The sequence below is a fragment of the Dyadobacter sp. 32 genome, from assembly GCF_902506755.1.
In the GTDB taxonomy this organism is placed as follows: Bacteria; Bacteroidota; Bacteroidia; order Cytophagales; family Spirosomataceae; genus Dyadobacter.
This window is the reverse complement of sequence record NZ_LR735258.1, coordinates 1,220,017-1,233,803: the sequence shown is the minus strand read 5'-3', so window position 1 is coordinate 1,233,803 and position 13,787 is coordinate 1,220,017. Positions and strand designations below refer to the sequence as shown.

Sequence of the window (13,787 nt, the reverse complement as noted above, 5' to 3'; positions counted from 1 at the left end):
GAATGAAAATCAGCTTTTTACGGACCGCATTTGTTTTGCTGAAACAGAAAGCAAACCAAAATAATCTCAATCAAGACGCAAAAATAATTAACCCGACCTGCATAAAAAAATGCCAGGTCGGGTTATAACGTTTCAAGGAGACGGCTTTCTTGAAGTTTGAGAATTTCAAATGAAATGAATTCTTCCCACCTAATTTAGTCTATGTTTTTCACGATGCATATTCAATGATCTGTTTTTCAGTGAAATAGGTTCCTTTTTAATCACTTTGAATGGGCAGCGGTGGCCATTATACCAATTGCTTCAAGCTGCAATAGGGCAAGGCTAACACAGATTTTGATTTATTAATATTTATTAATTTTCCTTTACATCCCGGCTTTTACCGCTTCGGTCAGTCTAGGAAGGATCTCGAAAACATCCCCCACGATCCCATAATCGGCTGCCTTAAAAAATGGTGCTTCGGGATCCTTATTGATTACCACAATACATTTGGAGCCATTGACACCTGCCAGGTGCTGGATCGCACCTGATATCCCGCAAGCAATGTAAAGGTTAGGAGCCACCTTAATTCCTGTTTGACCAATGTGTTCGTGATGGGGGCGCCAGTCCAGATCCGATACAGGTTTAGAACATCCGGTGGCGGCACCGAGGGCTTTGGCGAGGTCCAATAATGGGTGCCATTGATCGGGGCCTTTCATGCCACGTCCTCCGGACACTATAATGTCTGCTTCTGTGAGCGAAATCTCGCTATTCTCCTTTTCGGTGCTGGTAACAGTGGCCTGAAAATCGGAATCTCGCAGGGTAGGGCTGAACGTCTCAATAGTGGCAACACCGTCGTTCCCTTCGGCTTCGATTACATTCTTGTTTATTACCAGGATCTTCACATCTGATTTAATCTCCGTGGTGGCGAAAGCCTTGCCTGTGAAAATGCTCCGTCTGACGGTGAAGTTGCTGTCAACCACCGGCAAGTCGGTCACGCCGGAGACCACGCCTGCTTTAAGCCTTGCCGCTGCTCTCGCAGCCACTGCATCGCCCAGTCCGGATTTTGATATAATTACCACTTTACTGCCCTCGCGCTGTACCGCCTGTGTAAGGACGTCGGCATAAGCCATCGCATTTTCCTGAGACAACCGTTCGTCGGAGGCGTGTAACACTTTGGTAGCACCGAATTGACCAGCTGATGCAAGACTTACCTGATCAGCCTTTCCTACTGCCAGAACGGTGGCGCTTGTTCCGGTCATTTTGGCAACTTCCGCGCCATAAGCAACCGCTTCCAGGGAAGTTTTTTTAATACTCCCGCTGATGTCTGATTCTACAAATATGAGTACTGACATGTTTTTTAATTTTGAATGATGTATTGGGTCAATGGTAGAATCGATGAATTGATCCTCCTTTTGTGGCCCATTTGAAATTTCCTTTATTATATCTACTGTTAAAAATACTTTCTACCCGAAAGATGGGCTGTCTACGAGTCATCCTACCCGTTTCACCCAATTGTCAAAATATACTTTAAATCACTTTTGCTTCGGTCTTAAGCAACTTTATTAAGGTCTCTGCCTGGTCAGCTGGAATCATTTTACAGGCTCCTTTCGGTGCAGGTAACGAATATGTCATCGTGGCGGTTACTTCATCCACAGCCACCGGCTCCACTACGACCAACGGCTTCGTTCGTGCGGTCATAATCCCTCTCATGTTCGGAATTTTCCATTCAGAAATAGGTTCCTGGCAACCCAATACAAGCGGAAGCGGGGCAGATAGTAATTCTTTTCCTCCGTCAATTTCCCTTGCCAATGAAGCCGTGTTTCCGTCTATATCCAGTTTCATCACGGGGGAATACGACGGAATTCCCAGTATTTCGCCTACCAGCCCATGCACCACGCCACTATTAAAGTCGAGAGATTCCCGACCCATGAGGATCAGATCGTATTGATTCTGTTTTGCCACATGAGCTATTTGTACCGCCGTGAAGTACGAGTCGTACGGGTCGCAGTTCACTCTGATTGCATCGTCGGCTCCGATCGCCAGTGCTTTTCTTATTTGTGGATCCGCATCAGCTTCACCCACATGAAGGACAGTCAGTGTACCCCCAAGCTGTTCTTTTAATTCCACCCCACGGGCCAGTGCATAGTCATCGTATGGTCCGATAATATATTGAACACCAGCTTTGTTCAGTTTGGTACCATTGTCTGTAAATGTTATTTTGGCCGTCGTATCCGGCACATTGGTAATACATACGAGTATTTTCATGATTATATACTTAGGTAGTTTAACTTTTCTTAGAATCAGTTAATGTCGCAAGATACAGAAAAAAATAAATAGTATGCAAGCATAACATTGTTGAAATGAAAAATGAAAGATTAGCAAGTTTAATGTCTTTTTTTGAGGAAGAGCCGCACGACCCGTTTAACATTTACGCATTGGCGCTGGAATATTTAAAATCCGATCAGCGGGAGGCTGCGCGCTATTTTGAGAAGCTGCTGGATGAGCATCCGGCCTATTTGCCCACTTATTATCATGCCGGAGAGCTATTTATACAATTGGAAATGTTGGATAAGGCTGGTGAAATATACCAAAGGGGGATAGCGCTGGCTTTAAATCAAAACAATCAGAAAACCTATCAGGAACTGCTACGTGCCTACCGCACTTACCAGGATGAACTGGAAGATTAATATTGCTTTTTCAATGTTAATTTTGTGTTTTGAGGAAAAATGAGTAACTTTCCTAATTGGTAAGAAATGCGACAGCTTTTTAAGTCAGTTGGGTTATAACGCTTTCAATCTGCTCCAGTCAAAATTTATAGTATTTACGTTGAAGTTCCCCGATTGCGGGGATTATAATTATTCATTAGTTATTTTATGGAAAAGGAATTATTCATTCCCCAGGTTGTTAAGTGGGCTCAAGCTCACGGATTCAAAGAAATTCAGGCGAATATGGAAGGGTACGAAACGCCCAAGTCGTACGAAAGAGCTGCCGATAATGAGAAATTTATTCCGGACGTTACGGGTGTAAATATGTTCAACCGGCACTATCTGGAAGTTTCCATGAAAACAGAGCACCTGAGGGGAAGCATATCCAAATGGAAACTTTTAAGCGAACTAGCCGGAATGAAGGGTGCGAAGCTTTATTTGCTTGCACCAAGGGGCCATGTAAGATTTACCCGGGAGATTATTATTCAATACAATATCCCCGCAGAGGTGATCAAGCTTGACTGATTCGGGCTGATGATTGCAAAGCCGGTTAGAAGATTTTAGCATCTTCTAACCGGCTTTTTCATTTGCCGAGGCTGTCTTATTACGATATCAAACTTTCGGATATTGCCATTCGCCCCGATAGTCCCTTCTGAGTAATTTGTTTGCTTCTACGTCCCCGGGGATAATTTCTTTCTCCCCGTCCCATATGATACTTCTGCCCAATTTATAGGAGAGCATACCCAGCAAAGCCACATTGGTGGATCGCTGCCCTATTTCTATGTCACTTACAGGAGGAACATTGGTTTTGATGGAGGTAAGAAAACTAGCCCAAAGCTCCTGAATATTCTGGTCGTCGGGCTTGTTGAGCTGCGCGTCCTGGTGAATAACAGGTTTGTTGGGATTGGTGGGATAGAACGTCCAGCCATCCAGCCATCCCATATGAAACGTTCCCTCCGTACCGTAAAAATACACACCAACCGCCTGTTGGGGATGTGTCTTTTCAGCATGGTTTGCGCCAAAGGTCCTATGTTCCCATTCCAGTGTGAAGCCGTCGAAATCGTATACCGCAACCTGGTGGTCGGGGGCATCGGTATTGTCCTGGCGAATGGCCCGGCCCCCAGTCGAATATACCTTTTTCGGGTATTTTTGTTCCGACCACATGAGTACCTGATCCAGCCAGTGGATTCCCCAGTCACCGAGCGTGCCGTTGGCGAAATTCAGATAGCCTCTGAATCCCTTGGGATGCATGGTTTTGTTGTAAGGTAACAATTGGGCAGGGCCGCAGTAAAAGTCCCAATCAAGGCCTTTTGGTGGCTCCTGATCAGGTGTTTTCTGTCCCGGCCCGCCTCCATAATGAACAAAGGCCCGCGCCATGCCAATTTTGCCAGCCTTTCCCGATTTAAGGAACTCCATGCCCGAAACATTGTGCGGGGACACACGTCTGTGTGTTCCTACCTGAACCGTCCTGCCATGTTTTCTTGCCGCATTTACCATTGCACGCCCTTCCTGTATCGTATGGCTGATGGGTTTCTCCACGTACACATGAGCACCCGACTCCACCGCTGCGATACAGCAGAGTGCATGCCAATGGTCCGGTGTGGCCACAATGACGATCTCTGGTTTTTCTTTCCGCAACATTTCCCGGTAGTCGCGATACAGTTTGGGTGTATCCCTCGTAAGTTTGGAAACTTCACCAGCGCATACCTTCAGCTGATTTTCATCCACGTCGCACAGGGCAACCACTTTGGATTCCCCGGCCTGAATGGCGCAGCGCAGGATGTTGGTGCCCCACCATCCCGAACCTACCAGGGCGGTGCGGTAGGGCGCGGCACGAGAAATAGCTGAAAGTAATGGTAGGGCCGAAAACGCTGCACCGGCCAAGGTGGATTGTTCAATAAAGGATCGGCGGTTCATGGAATATAAGTTTTGCGGGTGACAAAAGTTGCAGGTATTGTAGTCGAACCTGTTAACTTTTTATTTTTTGCCTGTTAAGTTTTTTACCAGCCACTCGGTCATTAGTTCCCGCTCCTCGGGGTAAGTCCAGTGACCGGTATCCAGAAACAGCTCGAGTTCTTTGGGAGCTGAGGTTACATTGTAAGCCGCGTACATGGAGGTAGGGGGGCAAGTTTCGTCATTGAATCCCCAGTTGTAATAGCCTGGAACCTTCACCCTACGCGCAAAGTTCACCACATCATAGTAGCCAAGTGTAGCAAGCTTTTCTTTTGTGTTGTTTACCTGAACACTGTTTTTTTGGAAATAATGAGGCCAGCCTCCGGCTCTTCCGTGTAAGTACCCCGTAACATCGCTCAGGGCGGGATAGGAAGCGCCCAGCCATTTGACGCGCGCATCCAGGCCCGCTGTGACAATGGATAGTGCACCTCCCTGGCTGCCTCCTGTTACCGCCAGATTACTTCCGTCGAATTGAGGCAGGCTCGTGAGGAAATCATTGGCACGTATGCAACCCAGGTAAACACGTTTGAAATAAAACTTATCCTTGTCGTCGAGATTGAAATTATAGTAACCGTTGAAGGCACCTGCACCGAGGTCGGTGTATACGCCAGGATCCATGGTTACGGGAATTCCGTGTATGCCAATTTCAAGGGTAATGATGCCTTTTTCAGCAGTAGCGATATCTCCGTAATAGGGACGTACGCCAGCTCCCGGTACACGAAGTAGTGCGGGATACTTTCCTTCTTTTTTTGGAACACACAAAATCCCATACAGTCTTGCACCTGGACGATTATTTTGAATATTGACATGGTAAACATTTACTTTTTCCGTGCAACGCTCAGGAAGTAACGTCATTCTGGCATCCAGAGGCACTGCCGAAAGCTCCTTTTTTGCGCCATCCCAGAATGTATCAAAATCGGCCGGGTTGGCAACGGTTGGCTGGATCTTCTCGGGATCAAATGCCGCGGTGGCCAGCCCTTTGTATTCATTGTTGTTGTAGGTAACAGAAGCAGAGCACCTGAGGAATCCAGGGCTTTTCATGGTTCCTCCGTCGATCGTGAGCACACCATTTGCGGCGGTTTTCGATTCCTTTACGGTGGGGTCCATTTTTTCAGGGCCGATCTGGTAACTGACCTGGGCGTTGGAAAGGGGCATACCGTTTTTTAAAACGGTTATAGTGAACTTCACTTTTTCGCCTACTTTATATGTCCAGTTGTCGGTGTGATCTGCTCCCACAATCACTTTCACATACCTTTCGGCTGGCTGGGCAGAAAGTAGCAGACTCGGCAGGCTCAACAGTACGGATAAGAAAAATATGCTGATCGTTTTCATTAATAGTTTTTTTGAAATTGGGAAAAAAGATACGGATGCTTCCGGTTCTCTCGTACAAAGGGTGGTTTGTTCCAATTCTTTAATTTTACAGGGATAATTTTTTAGAATAGGAGTAATTTGCACTTTCTGAGTAATGTTGCGCCGGGAGAGGCGTGTTTTAACTACAATATTTTTGGTTGAATGCGAATTAACAAATTCATAAGTGAAACAGGTTTTTGCTCCCGCAGAGAGGCGGATAAGCTGGTGGAGCAGGGGAGGGTGACCCTTAATGGAAGGGTGGCATTGTTGGGGGATAAGGTTGGTGAAACGGATCAGGTGCAGGTAGACGGGAAATCGTTAAGAGAGAAAAATAAGGCCATTTACATCGCTTTTAATAAACCTGTTGGCATTACCTGTACCACTGAAAGGCAGATCAAGGGCAATATCATTGATTACATTAATCATAAGGAACGTATTTTCCCGATAGGCCGTCTTGACAAACCCTCGGAAGGTCTCATTTTTCTGACCAGTGACGGAGATATTGTCAACAAAATTCTGAGAGCCGGAAACAATCATGAAAAAGAATACATCGTTACCGTAAACAAGCCTATCAGGCCGGATTTCGTAGCAAAAATGAGTAATGGTATTCCCATTCTGAATACGGTAACAAAAAAATGTATTGTAAAAAAGGAGAGTAATAACACCTTTACCATTATTCTTACCCAGGGGCTAAACCGGCAGATCAGGCGGATGTGTGAATATCTTGGTTATCAGGTCGTGAAATTGAAGAGGGTCCGGATTATGAATATTACCCTGAGGGATCTTTCAGTAGGTAAATGGAGGGAACTTACTATGGCTGAAATGTCAGAAATAAATGCCTTGGTTTCTGATTCAGTCAAAACGGAAGATGCCTCCTATCAGTCGGATTGGGGTGATTGAGATTCGAAAACTGTCTTTATTTTGGATCGGGTGTGGTGGTGCCTTTACCGAACAAGTTCTCCTTAATAAAGTTGCTATCCCAGCTATGGTCTTCGGGTGAGAACTCCAGCAGCAGGTCATTTTGGAGCAATTTTTCCTGAATTTCAATTTCTCGCCTTGAATTTATAGCATGCTCAAAAAAATCATGGCGTGATGCCACGAGTTTTTCCAGTGCTTTTTCATCATAATTTATAAAGTTTTGCCCCTGTCTGGTAGCTGTATATTTTCGGAAACCGAGTTCCTGCAATGCATCTATTGCCAGATGCACAGAGGTGTAAAGTGTTTCCCGATAGATGTTCGAGACGCCCATTTCCATCAATTCGTAGGCATCAAACCGGTTCCTTGCGCGTGCCAGTATTTTTACATGGCCGTAATGCTTGTTTACCGTTCTGATCAAATCATTATTTACTTCCGGAGAATCTATGGCGGCTATGAGGAGTCTGGCATTTTCAATACCTGCCGATTTCAATAAATCCAGTCGCGTTGCGTCGCCATAATATACTTTGAAACCCATTCGGCGAAGTAGTTCCACCTGATCGGAATTGTTGTCCAGGATTGTTGCTTCTACGCCGTTGGCTCTTAACAGGCGGCCAATGGTACTTCCAAAGTGGCCAAATCCCGCAATGATTACCTGATGATGCTGATCAATCTTATCGGCTGGCTTCTGTTCGGGTTGTTCCTGAGTTCCGAAGTAGGGAGAAAGAACCTTTTCATGCAGCAGTAACAGCAATGGGGTGGTCATCATGCTGATAGCCGTTACGGCGGTTAGTTTCCCCAGCCACTCCTCACTGATGATGTTTAACTGGCCGGTAAACGCCAGGAGTACAAAGGCAAATTCACCTACCTGACTTAACCCCAAGGCGAAGAGAAAGTTCTGCTCCGTCTTGATTTTGAACGCTTTGCCGATTCCAAAGAGCACCAGGAATTTGATGAAAACAACAGCAAGAACAATCGTGGCAATTTGCCCGGGTGAATCGAAAAGTAACTGGAAATTGATGGACGCACCTACACCAATGAAGAACAATCCCAGAAGCAATCCTTTGAATGGCTCTATATCCGACTCTAACTCGTGACGAAATTCACTGTTTGCCAATACGACTCCCGCCACAAATGTACCGAGGGCCGGACTCAGCCCTACAAGATCCATAAGATAGGCCACAGCAACTACCAGCAGTAATGATGAGGCTGTAAACATTTCCCTGAGACCCGTTTTGGCTATGATTCGGAATAGGGGAACTACGACATACCGGCCAAGTCCATAAATGGATGCAACTGCGCCAAACACGATAATTGTCTGTAGCCAGGCGGACAGCCCCGACAATAGCGAATGATGTGCGGAAGCCGGGGAGGTAACCGCTGTAGAAGCGAGCAGCGGCAGCATGGCCAGAATTGGGATTACCGCGATATCCTGAAACAATAGCACGGAAAAGGAGGCTTCACCAGCCTGGGTTTTGGATAATCCTTTTTCTTTCAATGTCTGCAGTACTATTGCTGTGGACGACATGGTGAGGGCCAATGCAACGGATAAAGACATTGCCCATTCCTGGCCTAACAGCAAAAACAGAACAAACATAAGTATTGTAGTTCCCAATAGCTGTGTGAAACCAAAACCTGCAATGGCTTTCCTCATTTGCCAGAAAGCCTCTGGTTCGAGCTCGAGCCCAATCAAAAATAACATCATTACAACACCAAACTCTGCTACGTGCATTATGCCTTCTCCTTCCTGGCCAATAAGGCCAAGCACAAAGGGGCCTATGATGATACCCGATATCAGGTAGCCCAAAACCGAGCTCATCCCGATTTTTTTGGCAATAGGTACACATATAACCGCCGCTGCCAGGTATACCAATGCCTGTGAAAGAAAGCCGTCGCTCATTCGTTTTCTGTTAACCAGTGGTTTAAATATTGATGTTTTTTAAGTGTTTCAAATGTCGGAGCATATGTTTTAAGCCTTTCCAGGAGCGCTTGATAGTCTTCGGCATGTGAACGTATTTCGCCAGGAGTGAGTCGATGTGTGCCGTGGACTACAAAGGGAGGAAGGTAGTTCATATGGCACAACTCAGCTGTCCTTTTGAAAGGAAGCAGAAACTCGGTGAGCGTGGCGTGATGAAAGCCATCTGGAAGATAGGTGGCTTGTCCTCCTCCGGTTGAAACCACCTGGAAAATAGATTTTCCCTTTAATGCTACGCCTCCATTTCCATAGGCCCATCCAGCCTCAAGCACTACGTCGATCCACTGCTTAAGAATGGCAGGGCAGCTGTACCAGTATAGCGGATGCTCCCACACAATTAGGTCGTGATCCAATAGAAGCGCCTTCTCTTTATTAATATCAAGGTTAAAATCTGGATAAGCCTCGTACAAGTCGTGAAAGGTAATGCCGTCGGGTATGTGATCGACAAGCGACTTATGTACTCTTGATCTTTCGAACAGTGGGTGTGCAAATAAAATCAATATTCGGTTTTGCATAGCTTATGACGGCGTGTTAACCTCATTTAAAATATAGTTCATTCCCTTTCGACGGGTGTCAGCATCTTGCAATTTATAAAATTGTTTTTTATCAAATAGGAATTGAAATAGACTCAGCAACTCTCTATTTAAAGATATTTTTGTTAGATGATGACCCTGAGGTTATCTGGAACCGGAGTTTTTTGAGGAAAAGTAATGGGCATAGGCAGGACTACATCAGAATGTTATCTACTGGCTGAATAGGGCCCGGGACATTTTCTTCTTCCAGCATCTCTCGAAGGTCTATTTCGATAGTCCTGCAAATGGCAGTCATCGGGACGTCATTTATCGCATTTTCGAACGGGTTTTCGCTGGTGTCGCCAACCACCTCCATGGTGTAAAACACCCAGGCAATCACCATGTAGCAGGGCACAGCCAGCCATGTAAGCATACCTCCCAGTTTGGCAAATTCGTTGATCAACCCGAAGGGCAGGACGAGAATAAAAAGGTTTACGAACATTTTGCTGAAATGGGCATATTGACGGGGAAACGGGAAATTCTTGATCCGCTCGGCCGCACCTTGCTGATTATAGAATTCCTGAACTAAACCCATCATATGAATATAGGATCTTTCGGAAATCGCGTTGCTGCGGAAGAGCTCATCCAGGTGAATCGCCTGAGCCTTCATAATGTGTGTGGCCGGATTTTTCCGTGATACGAATATTTTGACATCTTTTTCTGGGATAAAGGCAACCAGGTTCTGGTAAAGGGGGGAGTCGTCATAGTGCCCTTTGTTTTTTACCACACTGTGTGCAACACTGTTACTGTCTCCCCAAACGCTTTTTTGACGTAATTGAATCCGTAGCGCGTTAACGTAAGCAATGTGCCGGTGAATCAGTTCAGCATGTATTTTTTTCCCCCCCGCCTTCGAATCTGTGTCCGGATCCTTCACATATGCCAGGGTAAAGGCACCCCAGGTTCTGCTTGCATTTACGATTGCCCCCCATATTCTTCTGGCTTCCCAGAGTCGCTCGTAGGATGAATTATTTTTGAAGCCTACATAAAATGCAACAGCGGTACCAATAAGTCCTATTGGCACAAAGGAGATGCCGAGGGGCAAGGCAAAGAAGATGTTTAGACAGCATAAAAAAGCTGAATAAAGAAAAAAGAAAACCAGCGCACGCCAGGCAAACGATAAGATAATTCCGGCTTTTATTTCTCGGGCAGTGTACATGTTGTGAGTTCAGGGTTGTTATCCAGTACCTAATTTCTTTGAAACAGTTCAATTCTGTGATCGAGCAGGAGCTGAAACAGAAAATATCAGCGATTAGGCTGAAAAATCGGGGTGTTAAAATCTGGCACTCATGCCTGTTCTTCAAACCATTTTCTAAAAAGGGGAACCCGCTCTTTGCTGATCAAAATTTGAGTGGGTGACGCGGGAGCCGTTCTGATAAGCAGTCTTCCGTTGAAATAGAGCTCAATTTCTTTGATGCTTTCCCTGGAAATAATAAACTGGCGGTTGCCTCTGAAAAAGTTTGTCGGGTCGAGCTGGTTTTCCAATTCCTCTAGTGATTTATCAAGGACAAAGCTTCGTTCGTCATGCAGAAATGCTACCACTACACTGCTGCGGATGGTAAGCCACGAAAAATCCTGGTCTCTCAGGGGGATAAGCTTGTCACGGTAGGGAACCAGAAAGCTTCTTCTGTGGCTCTTTGGTGGCAATAATTTCGAATGCATGAGATCCTCAAGGTATTTAACCTTGTTTTTTGCATTTTCTTCGTTGAGCTTGTAATATTTTTCAAGAGAAAATGTCAATGATTCCTGGCGAATGGGTTTGAGCAGGTAATCTATACTGTTGAGCTTGAACGCCCTCATCGCATACTCGTCGTGAGCAGTGGTAAAAATAACGGGGCATCCGATGGAAATTTGTTCAAAAATCTCAAAACAAGTGCCATCACCGAGCTGCACATCCAGAAAAATTAGGTCGGGAGCTGGTTTGAGGGTAAGCCATTCTACCGCGCTTTCAACGGTTTCCAATACACCGATCACTACTGCTCGTGAATCAATTTTCTGTATGAGTTGAGTCAAATACTGGCCTGCTGCCAATTCGTCTTCAATAATAAGTATTTGGGTCATGGGGCTTCAATCAAGGGTACTTTTACGGTATAATGCTGTTCATTTTCAGTAAGAGAGGTCTTTTGGCCCGTCTGGATTTTGTAACGTTTATCCAGATTTTGAAGGCCAATGTTATTACCATGTGAGCTTTGCTTCTTATTGACTGTGTTCATAATCGTAAGTTCTTTGTCAGGTTCCGAGAGCCTTATTTCGATTATAAGTACTTGCGCAGTAGTGATTACATTGTGTTTGATGGCGTTTTCGATCAACAACTGAAGGGATAGCGGAATTACATACCACTGCTTCGTGGTTTGCACGTCGGCAATATAGAATACAAGTTTGTCGCCAAAACGGGCTTTATAAAGATCCAGATATGACTTGGCCGCATCGAGCTCATCGGTAAGCAGTACGAGGTTTTGGTTTTGAACTTTTAGGTTGTATCTCAGAATGTCGGATAAATCCAACACAATTCGCTGTGCGAGGTCAGGATTGGTAATGATGGAAATATTAAGAATATTCAATGCGTTGAACAGAAAATGAGGGTTTAGCTGGTTTCGCAACGCCTCTAGCTGAGTTTTCAATTGCGCTCGTTTGAGTTGCTCATTTTCAAGATTTATTCTGTGATTTGCCTGGATCGTTGAAAGGAAATATCGGAAACCCAAAATGGCAAGTAACAGATGAAGATGATATAAGTAGTAAACGATCCGGAAAACAGTGATGTTTGAATTGTCGGAGTCGATTATCAGTTTCAGCTGAAACAGCAATTCATTAATCCCCAGAAACAGAGCAACCAGGAAGGTTACTTTTAGCCAGGATTTCTGCTGGTTGAACCAGCTTGGAATTTTGTAGGTATGTTGTAAACAGAGAAATATGAAAATCCAGGAAAACCCGAAACTGATTACAAATTGAATGATGAGGGTGAAGAAAGCGATGATATAATGCGTGGCACCCGACCCCTCCCCCCAGACAAAAATGAGCCGGGGGATTGTCGCAAATAAGCTCAAAATGAAGCAGAGACGCCAACCTAATGACATCCCTTTATTATAATCAAGGTTGGTGTTCATGTGTGCTCTTAAAACACCAGGTTCGTATTTCTGAGCGTTTGAGCGTGCCGTGAAAGTTGTTTCTGTTGAATTAGGCTAGCCACTGATTTCACCAAATCTACTTCGGAATCAGACCATTGACGTGAGTTCAGCATGTCCTCAACACCAATGAATCCCTGCCAGTTGTCGTTGTAATGGATCGGTACCGCCAAAATCGATTGCGTATCGCGGGCATTCAGCCACTGTTGTTCACTTGCTGGCAACGACGTCAGATCACTCCTCACCGGTAGTTTTGATTCGAAAAGGGCATTCCAGCGTTTGAAATAGGGGAAGTCGGTGTTGTTTGCTACGCGGGGTTTTACACTGATCGCCGAAACTTCATTTTCCTGAACAATCGTTTCTTCTCCATTAGGCAGCGATTTGCGGGTGTAAAGGTAAATTCTGCTCAGATCCAATGCTTCCAGTATTATTTTGAAGGCATTGGAAATGGAATGATTGGCCTGTGTTTCAGTAGCGGGATCCGTGGAAAGTTCTTCTTCAAACACAGCCAAAACTTTTTTGTGCAGAAGGGTGCTGTTGTGCTGGAAACTTTCGATGTTTTCCTGCGCTTTAGACTTCCATTGGGATAGCGTTGTTTCCATGGCTGAAAGCCAGGAACTTTGCTCCGAACTGGTAATGTAGAAGTCGGTGGCCAAAAGAGAGAGTGCCCTTTCAGAGGAAACAGGACAATGCCCTTCGGACATAACCAGGCATGGGCTCAGCCGGCCAAGCACCAAAAGAAGATCAGCCACCTGTCCGTCAGGCAGGGTACAGTTTGAAATTACCAGGTCAAATTTTGTAAGTGAACAGGCCGCTAGTGCCTGCTGTTTCGATTCGGCCTTTTGTACTGTAAACTGATAGCCAGCCTGGGTGAGCGAGTCAGAGATGAGCGGTTGCCAGCTCTCTCTTATGGCAACGATGAGTAAGTTAAGAGGTTCCATTTTGAAGTTTTAAAAAAGTTGGAGTGTTTACCTTGGAATCGCAAAAGCAGCTGTTGTAAATCGAGCTGTCACGCGAGTTGGTTTTGAGCTATGTTGAACTACTATTGTAAAGTAAGCCAAACATGAGTATGAAGATACCGGGTAGGGAGTTATTTCTATTTACCGGTTATGTGTGTTCTACGATTGTAGGCTCAAATGTAATGGATTGACACTAAGATGCAATAAATTGTTTTGAAAATGTAATTTTTATTTGATCCAAAACACCTTTCTACAGTCTG

13 protein-coding genes are annotated in these 13,787 nt (G+C 45.2%); 3 read left to right on the top strand and 10 right to left on the bottom strand.

Annotated elements, in window-relative coordinates; translation table 11 throughout:
* Positions 1–362: 362 nt before the first annotated feature.
* Both DYADSP32_RS04875 and DYADSP32_RS04870 read right to left on the bottom strand, forming a co-directional pair.
* Entirely contained in the window at positions 363–1,331 is a 969-nt protein-coding gene (locus tag DYADSP32_RS04875) for an electron transfer flavoprotein subunit alpha/FixB family protein (protein ID WP_149243766.1), read from the bottom strand.
* Positions 1,332–1,506: 175 nt separating this feature from the next.
* Positions 1,507–2,244: an electron transfer flavoprotein subunit beta/FixA family protein gene (locus tag DYADSP32_RS04870; protein ID WP_149243767.1), complete on the bottom strand. Its 738-nt coding sequence runs from the start codon at positions 2,242–2,244 to the stop codon at positions 1,507–1,509.
* 95 nt (positions 2,245–2,339) lie between these two features.
* On the opposite strand from DYADSP32_RS04870, the gene DYADSP32_RS04865 reads away from it, so the two are divergent.
* Complete coding sequence (locus DYADSP32_RS04865; protein ID WP_149243768.1) at positions 2,340–2,666, top strand: tetratricopeptide repeat protein; 327 nt, start codon at positions 2,340–2,342, stop codon at positions 2,664–2,666.
* A gap of 186 nt (positions 2,667–2,852) precedes the next feature.
* Complete coding sequence (locus tag DYADSP32_RS04860; RefSeq protein ID WP_149243769.1) at positions 2,853–3,209, top strand: hypothetical protein; 357 nt, start codon at positions 2,853–2,855, stop codon at positions 3,207–3,209.
* 87 nt (positions 3,210–3,296) lie between these two features.
* On the opposite strand, the gene DYADSP32_RS04855 is transcribed toward DYADSP32_RS04860, so the two are convergent.
* Both DYADSP32_RS04855 and DYADSP32_RS04850 read right to left on the bottom strand, forming a co-directional pair.
* Positions 3,297–4,601, bottom strand: a complete 1,305-nt coding sequence (locus DYADSP32_RS04855; RefSeq protein WP_149243770.1) for a Gfo/Idh/MocA family protein — start codon at positions 4,599–4,601, stop codon at positions 3,297–3,299.
* A 60-nt stretch (positions 4,602–4,661) separates the two neighbouring features.
* Positions 4,662–5,969: an acetylxylan esterase gene (locus DYADSP32_RS04850; RefSeq protein WP_149243771.1), complete on the bottom strand. Its 1,308-nt coding sequence runs from the start codon at positions 5,967–5,969 to the stop codon at positions 4,662–4,664.
* A gap of 180 nt (positions 5,970–6,149) precedes the next feature.
* Here DYADSP32_RS04850 and rluF point away from each other — a divergent pair, with 180 nt between their 5' ends.
* Positions 6,150–6,887, top strand: coding sequence for a 23S rRNA pseudouridine(2604) synthase RluF (rluF, locus tag DYADSP32_RS04845; protein ID WP_149243772.1), 738 nt, complete (start codon positions 6,150–6,152; stop codon positions 6,885–6,887).
* A gap of 16 nt (positions 6,888–6,903) precedes the next feature.
* Here the strand turns inward: rluF and DYADSP32_RS04840 are convergent, their stop codons facing one another.
* The 6 genes from DYADSP32_RS04840 to DYADSP32_RS04815 all read right to left on the bottom strand — a co-directional run bounded on the left by DYADSP32_RS04840 (position 6,904) and on the right by DYADSP32_RS04815 (position 13,509).
* Complete coding sequence (locus tag DYADSP32_RS04840) at positions 6,904–8,802, bottom strand: monovalent cation:proton antiporter-2 (CPA2) family protein (RefSeq protein ID WP_149243773.1); 1,899 nt, start codon at positions 8,800–8,802, stop codon at positions 6,904–6,906.
* On the bottom strand, positions 8,799–9,392 hold the full coding sequence (locus DYADSP32_RS04835) for an NAD(P)H-dependent oxidoreductase (RefSeq protein ID WP_149243774.1): 594 nt from the start codon (positions 9,390–9,392) through the stop codon (positions 8,799–8,801). Before DYADSP32_RS04835 ends, DYADSP32_RS04840 begins: the two co-directional genes overlap by 4 nt.
* A gap of 211 nt (positions 9,393–9,603) precedes the next feature.
* Positions 9,604–10,605 carry a bestrophin family ion channel gene (locus DYADSP32_RS04830; protein ID WP_149243775.1) on the bottom strand — a complete coding sequence of 334 codons (1,002 nt, stop codon included), beginning with the start codon at positions 10,603–10,605 and terminating at the stop codon, positions 9,604–9,606.
* A 128-nt stretch (positions 10,606–10,733) separates the two neighbouring features.
* Complete coding sequence (locus DYADSP32_RS04825; RefSeq protein ID WP_149243776.1) at positions 10,734–11,507, bottom strand: LytR/AlgR family response regulator transcription factor; 774 nt, start codon at positions 11,505–11,507, stop codon at positions 10,734–10,736.
* Positions 11,504–12,550: a histidine kinase gene (locus tag DYADSP32_RS04820; protein ID WP_149243777.1), complete on the bottom strand. Its 1,047-nt coding sequence runs from the start codon at positions 12,548–12,550 to the stop codon at positions 11,504–11,506. The genes DYADSP32_RS04825 and DYADSP32_RS04820 overlap by 4 nt, the downstream gene beginning before the upstream one ends.
* Positions 12,551–12,558: 8 nt before the next feature.
* Positions 12,559–13,509 carry a GAF domain-containing protein gene (locus DYADSP32_RS04815; protein ID WP_149243778.1) on the bottom strand — a complete coding sequence of 317 codons (951 nt, stop codon included), beginning with the start codon at positions 13,507–13,509 and terminating at the stop codon, positions 12,559–12,561.
* Positions 13,510–13,787 lie beyond the last annotated feature (278 nt).

Bases quoted from the DNA above. Each gene is read 5' to 3' on its own strand.
- DYADSP32_RS04850 (WP_149243771.1), bottom strand. From the start codon at position 5,969: ATGAAAACGATCAGCATATTTTTCTTATCCGTACTGTTGAGCCTGCCG.
- rluF (WP_149243772.1), top strand. From the start codon at position 6,150: ATGCGAATTAACAAATTCATAAGTGAAACAGGTTTTTGCTCCCGCAGA.
- DYADSP32_RS04870 (WP_149243767.1), bottom strand. From the start codon at position 2,244: ATGAAAATACTCGTATGTATTACCAATGTGCCGGATACGACGGCCAAA.
- DYADSP32_RS04835 (WP_149243774.1), bottom strand. From the start codon at position 9,392: ATGCAAAACCGAATATTGATTTTATTTGCACACCCACTGTTCGAAAGA.
- DYADSP32_RS04855 (WP_149243770.1), bottom strand. From the start codon at position 4,601: ATGAACCGCCGATCCTTTATTGAACAATCCACCTTGGCCGGTGCAGCG.
- DYADSP32_RS04830 (WP_149243775.1), bottom strand. From the start codon at position 10,605: ATGTACACTGCCCGAGAAATAAAAGCCGGAATTATCTTATCGTTTGCC.
- DYADSP32_RS04825 (WP_149243776.1), bottom strand. From the start codon at position 11,507: ATGACCCAAATACTTATTATTGAAGACGAATTGGCAGCAGGCCAGTAT.
- DYADSP32_RS04865 (WP_149243768.1), top strand. From the start codon at position 2,340: ATGAAAAATGAAAGATTAGCAAGTTTAATGTCTTTTTTTGAGGAAGAG.
- DYADSP32_RS04875 (WP_149243766.1), bottom strand. From the start codon at position 1,331: ATGTCAGTACTCATATTTGTAGAATCAGACATCAGCGGGAGTATTAAA.
- DYADSP32_RS04820 (WP_149243777.1), bottom strand. From the start codon at position 12,550: ATGAACACCAACCTTGATTATAATAAAGGGATGTCATTAGGTTGGCGT.
- DYADSP32_RS04840 (WP_149243773.1), bottom strand. From the start codon at position 8,802: ATGAGCGACGGCTTTCTTTCACAGGCATTGGTATACCTGGCAGCGGCG.
- DYADSP32_RS04815 (WP_149243778.1), bottom strand. From the start codon at position 13,509: ATGGAACCTCTTAACTTACTCATCGTTGCCATAAGAGAGAGCTGGCAA.
- DYADSP32_RS04860 (WP_149243769.1), top strand. From the start codon at position 2,853: ATGGAAAAGGAATTATTCATTCCCCAGGTTGTTAAGTGGGCTCAAGCT.